The sequence below is a fragment of the Candidatus Korarchaeota archaeon NZ13-K genome, from assembly GCA_003344655.1.
Lineage (GTDB): Archaea > Korarchaeota > Korarchaeia > Korarchaeales > Korarchaeaceae > Korarchaeum.
In genome coordinates, this window is the sequence record MAIU01000067.1 from 1 (window position 1) to 6,103 (window position 6,103).

Here is a 6,103-nt window from a genome sequence, read left to right on the forward strand (position 1 = left end):
GGAAGAGGAGGAAGAGTGGGAGGAGGAAGAGGAGTGGGAAGAGGAGGAAGAGTGGGAGGAAGAGGAGGAGTTCTGAAAGACTATCTGGTCATTCTGTAAAAAGCCATTCTTTTTTGTACCCCTTCCCTATCAAGTTTTCTCTCCCATTCGTCGGATATCGAGATTATGGAGAACACTCCCCAGAGCCTGGCCCCCGAGGCGCTCATGAGCTCCATTATCGCGTCCAGCGATGCCAGATCTTTGACCACGTCCTTCACCAGGAGCACCTTGTCGTTCTGTCTCACCCCCTGAGCCGGTAGGTAGAGCTCCACGACCCTACCCCTCTCCATGGACAGGTAGGAGCCCCTGAGGTAGGGACCTATGGATAGATCCGCGCTCTCGAGGCAGCTGAGGGCCCTCGCATCTATCCAGTCGCTCGCTATCAGGGCGAGGGGGAGGGATGTCTGGGGGTGGGCTAGGAGGAGGGTCACGTCCTCGCCGCCCACGAAGCTGGATATAACGTACCCCATGAGATCCAGGAACTTGTAGTTGTTCATGAACCTCCAAGATTCTATGTAATTGTGCTCGTTCAACCTGAGGTTCCTCCTGAGGGCCTCCTCTATCAGGTTGAGACTCTCTATCCTCTCTATTATCTTCCTCGCCGTGGTCTTCTCAGGCGTGTTCTTCAGGCTTATGTAACGCCATATGACCTGATAGGGTATGCCGAGCTTTGATTCGAGCTCCTTCAACGTGAAAAACCCCTTGAGTGAGCTCAGGAGTCTGACGGAGACGTAAGGTGACTCCAGCCTCCCGTTCCTCATGACGCAGGGGCACCCTTCTCCCTGCGGCGGTAGCGCACTTGGATTTAAATTCAACTCCGCCGGGCCCCGTGACGCCACCCCCTTAGCATCAAAATCGTATAGAAAAGCTTTATAGCAAGGGGTCTCGAACGCCCTCAGTTGAGTCATGGAGATGCTTCACCAGATAACCCTGCCTGAGGACTTCAAGTTCCCAGGGACGTTTTTTAGAGCAAGAAGGCTCCGGATTGATGGCAGATGCGGGGAAACGTACATCAAGTGGGAGGGGGACAACCCAACTGGAACCCAGAAGGACAGGGCAGCCCTGGCGCATGTGAGGAGAGCCATAGAGCAGGGGTACGATACCGTGACCGTCGGGACCTGCGGGAACTTCGGGGCATCCCTGGCTTACTTCGCCAATCTCCACGGTCTAAGGGCAGTGATATACGTCCCCTCGGGCTACAGCAACGGAAGGGTGTGGGAGATGAGGAGATATGGGGCAAGGGTGATCTTCGTTGACGGAAAGTATGAGGATGCCGTGGAGAGGAGCGTGATAGATGCGATGAGGTACGGCTACTACGATTCGAACCCCGGGGGGATCAACGGGAGGGTGGCTGTGGATTCCTTCAAGAGCATAGCGTATGAGATAGTCAGAGACCTGGGATTCGTTCCGGATCTCGTTTCGGTCCCTGTGGGGAACGGAACCACGATGGCCGGCATATACGAGGGCTTCGCCGAGATGGTCAGGATGGGCCTCTCTAGGAGGATCCCGGTCATCCTGGGGGCTACCACGGCTTACGGCAACCAGATAGCAGAGACATTCAGGAGGGGCTCCCCGGAGCTCGTAATCATGGATGAGGCTGAGGTGAGGGAGACGGAGCACAACGAGCCCCTGGTCTCCCTGAGGTGCTTCGATGGGGAGCTCGCCCTGGAGGCCCTGAGGGCGAGCAATGGCCATATATTCGAGTTCTCAGATGATGAACTCCTGGAATTGGCTGAGAGGCTCAGGAAGGAGGGAATAGATCCGCTTCCGGCATCAGCCTCCTCCCTGGGGGCCATCGAGAGGTACGCCAGCGAGTTCGGGGGCTTCGAGGTGGCCGTTGCGGTGGTCACGGGGGAGAGGAGGCATGGTTGACGCCCTCATACTTGCCGAGGGGAGGTACGACACGTCTGACGCTAAGACGGCGCACGGTCTCGTCAGGAAGTCCATGAGGTACAGGATAGTGGGGGTCATAGACAGCAAGCACGCCGGGAGGGATGCCGGCGAGCTCCTCGATGGAAGGAGGAGGGGTATAATGATATACGGGAGCCTGGAGGAAGCCCTTAGGGAGAATCCCAGCGTGAGCGTGCTTATAGTTGGCGTTGCCGTGGCAGGGGGGAGGCTCCCGCCGGAGTACAGGGGCATAGTGAGGGAGGCCATGGAGAGGGGGCTGAGCATAGTGTCCGGGCTCCACGAGTTCCTGAGCGATGATCCTGAGTTCTCGAGGATCTCCAGGGAGAGGGGAGTTGAGATAGTAGATGTGAGGAAGATCTATCAGGGGATGAGGATCTTCTACAGCGGGAAGATAAGGGAGGTGAGCTCCTACAGGATAGTCGTGCTCGGGACGGACGCCTGCATAGGGAAGAGGACCACGGCATGGATGCTGGCTGATGAGTTCAACGAGAGGGGGATAAGGGCTGCTTTCATAGGCACGGGGCAGACGGCCTGGATGCAGGGGGCCAAGTACGGGATAGTCCTGGACGCGATGATAAACGACTTCATAACCGGGGGCCTCGAGCACGAGGTCTGGAGGGCCTACGTTGAGGAGAGGCCTGACGTCATAATAGTCCCGGGACAGGGGGCAATGCTCCACCCCGCATTCCCCGGCAGCTTCGAGATAGTGAACCTGCTCTCCCCACAGGCTGTCGTGCTGCAGCACGCCCCCAAGAGGAAGCACTTGGAGGACTTCCCCGAGTTCCCCATGCCCCCGCTGGAGAAGTACATCCGCCTGATAGAGCTAATGACCGACAGGAGGCCAGCAGCCATAACGATAAACACCGAGGGGATGAGCCCGGAGGAGGTGGAGGAGTACGTAGAGCATGTGGAGAGGAATTACGGCATACCTGCCTGTGCTCCTGTCCTACACGGGGTTGGAAAGATAGTTGACCTCCTAGCCGGGGAGATAAGGGTTGGAGCTGAGGTGCTTCGATAGGATAAGGGTTACCGACCTTAGGGTGGGGGAGAGGGGGATATCCGCAAGCTACGAGCTCACCGTGGACGGGGTCACCAGGGGGTACAGGCTCATCGAGGCGTACGAGGAGAGGATAAGCGACGTTAGGGGAATAAGGGAGATAGCTGCCCTCATAAGCATAGTTCCAGCCATAAACTACACACTGTTCTCGGACGAGATCGTGATAGATTTCCCGATACATGAGCTGGACCTGAGGTTCTTCAGGGACATGAGCGAGGTAACTGCCAGGGACATCTTCGTCAACAGGATAGTCAGGAGGACCGGACTGGTGAGGGATGAGTTCATACCGAACCCGGAGGATGTGAGGCCGGAGGACGCCGAACCCAGGGCGGAGATCGTAGCGAGGACGACTGACTCCACCGAGCTGGATGCTGTCGATGGGGAGTTGAGCTGCGGGGTCATGGTGTCAGGGGGTAAGGACAGCCTGCTCTCCTACTCCCTCCTAAGGGAGGTGGGCTGCGAGACCCACCCGTTCTTCCTCAACGAGAGCGGGAGGCACTGGCACGTCTCCCTCAAGGCCTTCAGGCACTTCAGGGAGAGTGAGCCCAGGACCAGCAGGGTCTGGAGCAACATAGACAGGCTCTTCAAGTTCATAGAGTCGAACATGAGAATCCTGGTCAAGGGATTCGACAGGAAGACCAAGGAGATATATCCAATAAGGCTTTTCTGGTTCGAGCACTACGCCTTCTCCTTCCTGCCGATCATGATGAAGCGGGGGGTGGGGAACGTGATCTTCGGCAACGAGTACGATGACCCCTTCTCCGTCCCCTCCTACTTCAACGGGATAAAGCACTACAAAGCCATCTACGACCAGTCCCAGGACTTCGAGGACTACATGACCAGCTGGTTCAGGATGAGGGGGCTTGGGGTGAGACAGTGGTCCCCTATAAGATCGATATCAGGGCTGATAGCCCAGAGGATACTGCACAGGAGGTATCCGGATGTGATGAGGCTGCAGATGAGCTGTCACTCCCCAAGGTACGTCGGGGGGGAGCTTGTGCCCTGCCGGAGCTGTAACAAGTGCATCGGAATAAAGATCTTCCTGCTGGCGAACGGGATAGATCCCAGGATCATAGGTTACGATGACGATCTGGGTGACGTGATTGCTCACGTTGAGAGCGGGAGTTACAGGCTCGATGAGGACGAGCTGGAGCACTCCCTTCACCTGATAAGCGAGAGGCTCAAAGTAAAGCTCCCCAGGGCGGTCCCACACCCTGAAGTGGAGACCGTTAGGTTCAACGAGGTGACCGCGAGGCCGGATCACATACCTCATCCCGAGATAAGGGCCAGGGTCTTCGATGTAGTGGAGCGGTACGTGAAAGGCTACTCGATCCTGAGGGATGGAAGATGGGAGAGGGTGGGGAGGGAGGAGCTGGGGATCTGAGCGTTTCCTTCAGGGACCTGGGTCCGGAGGAGCTGGATGTTTACATAAACTTCGATGCTCCAATAAGCTGGGAGTTCCTCAGCGATGAGGAGAGGAAGGATCTTGGGTATGAGGGATACCTCAGGGTTCACAGGGAGCTCATACACTCTCTTTACGGGTCCAACATGAGGAACAGGATAGTTGCCGCATACATTGGTGGCGAGATTGTGGGCGTCGTCTGGGTCGGGATGAGGCTTGATACCGTGCAATACGTTCCCGTGGGTTACGTTTACGACTTGGAGGTCAAGGAGGGGTACAGGGGAAGGGGAATAGGCGCCATGTTGCTCCGGCTGGCGGAGGAGACCTGCAGGGAATGGGGTGTGAGGGAGATCCTCCTCTCGGTCGAGGCATCGAACTTAGAGGCCCTGAGGTGGTACCTGAGGAGGGGGTACAGGGTTAGGAGGCTAGTGCTTGGAAGGAGGTTGATCTAGCGCGGACCTTCAAGCGATCGATGAGATCAGCTCTCAAGCCGAGCTAACTCAGGGTTAGATCGGCACCTTGAATGCAGCGAGCGATTAGCTGCGAGAGTCCAGAGATCGTAGAAAGAGCATCTCCAGTGCTCTGAGGGATGAGCTCCCGATCCTCCGGGAACCGCTCCATAAACTCGTTAGTGAGAGTGCGCGAGCCCCGTGTGGGGGATGAGGTGGAAGCCCCACCTCCAAGCGACGCGGGGGCTGCGGTGAGTTACGGGCCCCCTCGCATCAGCAATACGGTGAGCCATCTGATCCCCTCGCCACCGCATCTGACTCGCACAGGGTAGGGGCCTCAGGAAACTCCATCCTTCGGAACATTTTTTGAGTCCGCTTAAGATGATACCAGCCCCATACGATTCCCAATCCCCTCAAATTAGCCGATGCCTTGGGCGAATCTCAATGACCCGTCGGATCGAATCGCTCAGGGTCCGCGGGTGCCCATCTCCATTTATAGGCAGTTGCTGCCTATAATGTTTTTATACGGATCCCCATCCTCACTGATCGGTGGCGGTTTTTGAGGATGTCTAGGCTCCGATGGGCGGTGCTGCTGGAGCTGGCGAAGGCCTGGAGGCTGAACCTAGATGCGCCTGCTGCTCGCATTATAAGGGTCTTCAACCTGAACTCCGGCCTGGTATACAAGTTCCTGAGGGAGCTGGAGAACGATGGGATCGCGATGGAGGTGGGTCGTGGCAGGTGGGCCCTCCGTGACACCAGCGGTGCTAGGGCTCTGGCGGACTATGTGCTGGAGACCTCCGAGGATCTGGGTTTGCATGGGCACTGGACAAGGACTGTTCCAGAGGTCTACTACTATATAGCTGAGCCCCCGAGCATTGAATGGCTTGGCTTTCCCGGAAGAACAACCATAATCGTTGATAAGCTACTGAAAGGGAGGGTGGATCCTCCCAAGGGCTGCAGGTTGATCTACACGAGCATGAGGGGCAGGATCTGGAGGTACGACTGGGACTTGAGGGTCCCCAGGGGTCTTCCCGAACAGAGCCTGGCCGATCTCCTGGCTCATGATCCAGATTATCCGGTCGAGCAGTACATCTACAACAACTTGGAGTGGCTGAACTTGGATGAGATCGCCCGCAGAACCACCCCACAGGGTCTCCGGAGGCTCTCAACGTTCCTATCATTCCTCAGAATGGTGACCGGTGAGCCCGTGGCGGCGGGCTTCGACTACTTCGGACTGGCGGATCC

7 protein-coding genes are annotated in these 6,103 nt (G+C 57.2%); 6 read left to right on the forward strand and 1 reads right to left on the reverse strand.

All coding sequences use genetic code 11. From position 1 onward, the window contains the following. Nucleotides 1-76 (forward strand): pyruvate dehydrogenase (locus BA066_06255; protein RDD53089.1); only part of this gene is annotated, 76 nt, incomplete at its 5' end. Nucleotides 77-80: 4 nt separating this feature from the next. Here the strand turns inward: BA066_06255 and BA066_06260 are convergent. Next, nucleotides 81-800, reverse strand: a complete 720-nt coding sequence (locus BA066_06260; protein ID RDD53085.1) for a hypothetical protein — start codon at nucleotides 798-800, stop codon at nucleotides 81-83. Between the two features lie 145 nt (nucleotides 801-945). Here BA066_06260 and BA066_06265 point away from each other — a divergent pair, with 145 nt between their 5' ends. From BA066_06265 to BA066_06285, 5 genes are all read left to right on the forward strand, one after another. Continuing rightward, nucleotides 946-1,911, forward strand: coding sequence for a pyridoxal-phosphate dependent enzyme (locus tag BA066_06265; GenBank protein ID RDD53086.1), 966 nt, complete (start codon nucleotides 946-948; stop codon nucleotides 1,909-1,911). A 73-nt stretch (nucleotides 1,912-1,984) separates the two neighbouring features. Continuing rightward, the gene (locus tag BA066_06270; GenBank protein RDD53090.1) at nucleotides 1,985-2,968 is read left to right on the forward strand and encodes a DUF1611 domain-containing protein; all 984 of its coding nucleotides are present in this window, start codon (nucleotides 1,985-1,987) and stop codon (nucleotides 2,966-2,968) included. Next, nucleotides 2,952-4,391 (forward strand): hypothetical protein, encoded by a 1,440-nt coding sequence (locus BA066_06275; GenBank protein ID RDD53091.1) that lies wholly within the window; start codon nucleotides 2,952-2,954, stop codon nucleotides 4,389-4,391. Before BA066_06270 ends, BA066_06275 begins: the two co-directional genes overlap by 17 nt. After that, on the forward strand, nucleotides 4,355-4,861 hold the full coding sequence (locus BA066_06280; GenBank protein RDD53087.1) for a GNAT family N-acetyltransferase: 507 nt from the start codon (nucleotides 4,355-4,357) through the stop codon (nucleotides 4,859-4,861). The genes BA066_06275 and BA066_06280 overlap by 37 nt, the downstream gene beginning before the upstream one ends. A gap of 556 nt (nucleotides 4,862-5,417) precedes the next feature. Further along, nucleotides 5,418-6,103: hypothetical protein (locus BA066_06285; protein ID RDD53088.1), on the forward strand; the 686-nt coding region annotated here is incomplete at its 3' end.

Coding starts and splice junctions, on each gene's coding strand:
- BA066_06260 (RDD53085.1), bottom strand. CDS start 800: ATGAGGAACGGGAGGCTGGAGTCACCTTACGTCTCCGTCAGACTCCTG.
- BA066_06265 (RDD53086.1), top strand. CDS start 946: ATGGAGATGCTTCACCAGATAACCCTGCCTGAGGACTTCAAGTTCCCA.
- BA066_06270 (RDD53090.1), top strand. CDS start 1,985: ATGAGGTACAGGATAGTGGGGGTCATAGACAGCAAGCACGCCGGGAGG.
- BA066_06280 (RDD53087.1), top strand. CDS start 4,355: ATGGGAGAGGGTGGGGAGGGAGGAGCTGGGGATCTGAGCGTTTCCTTC.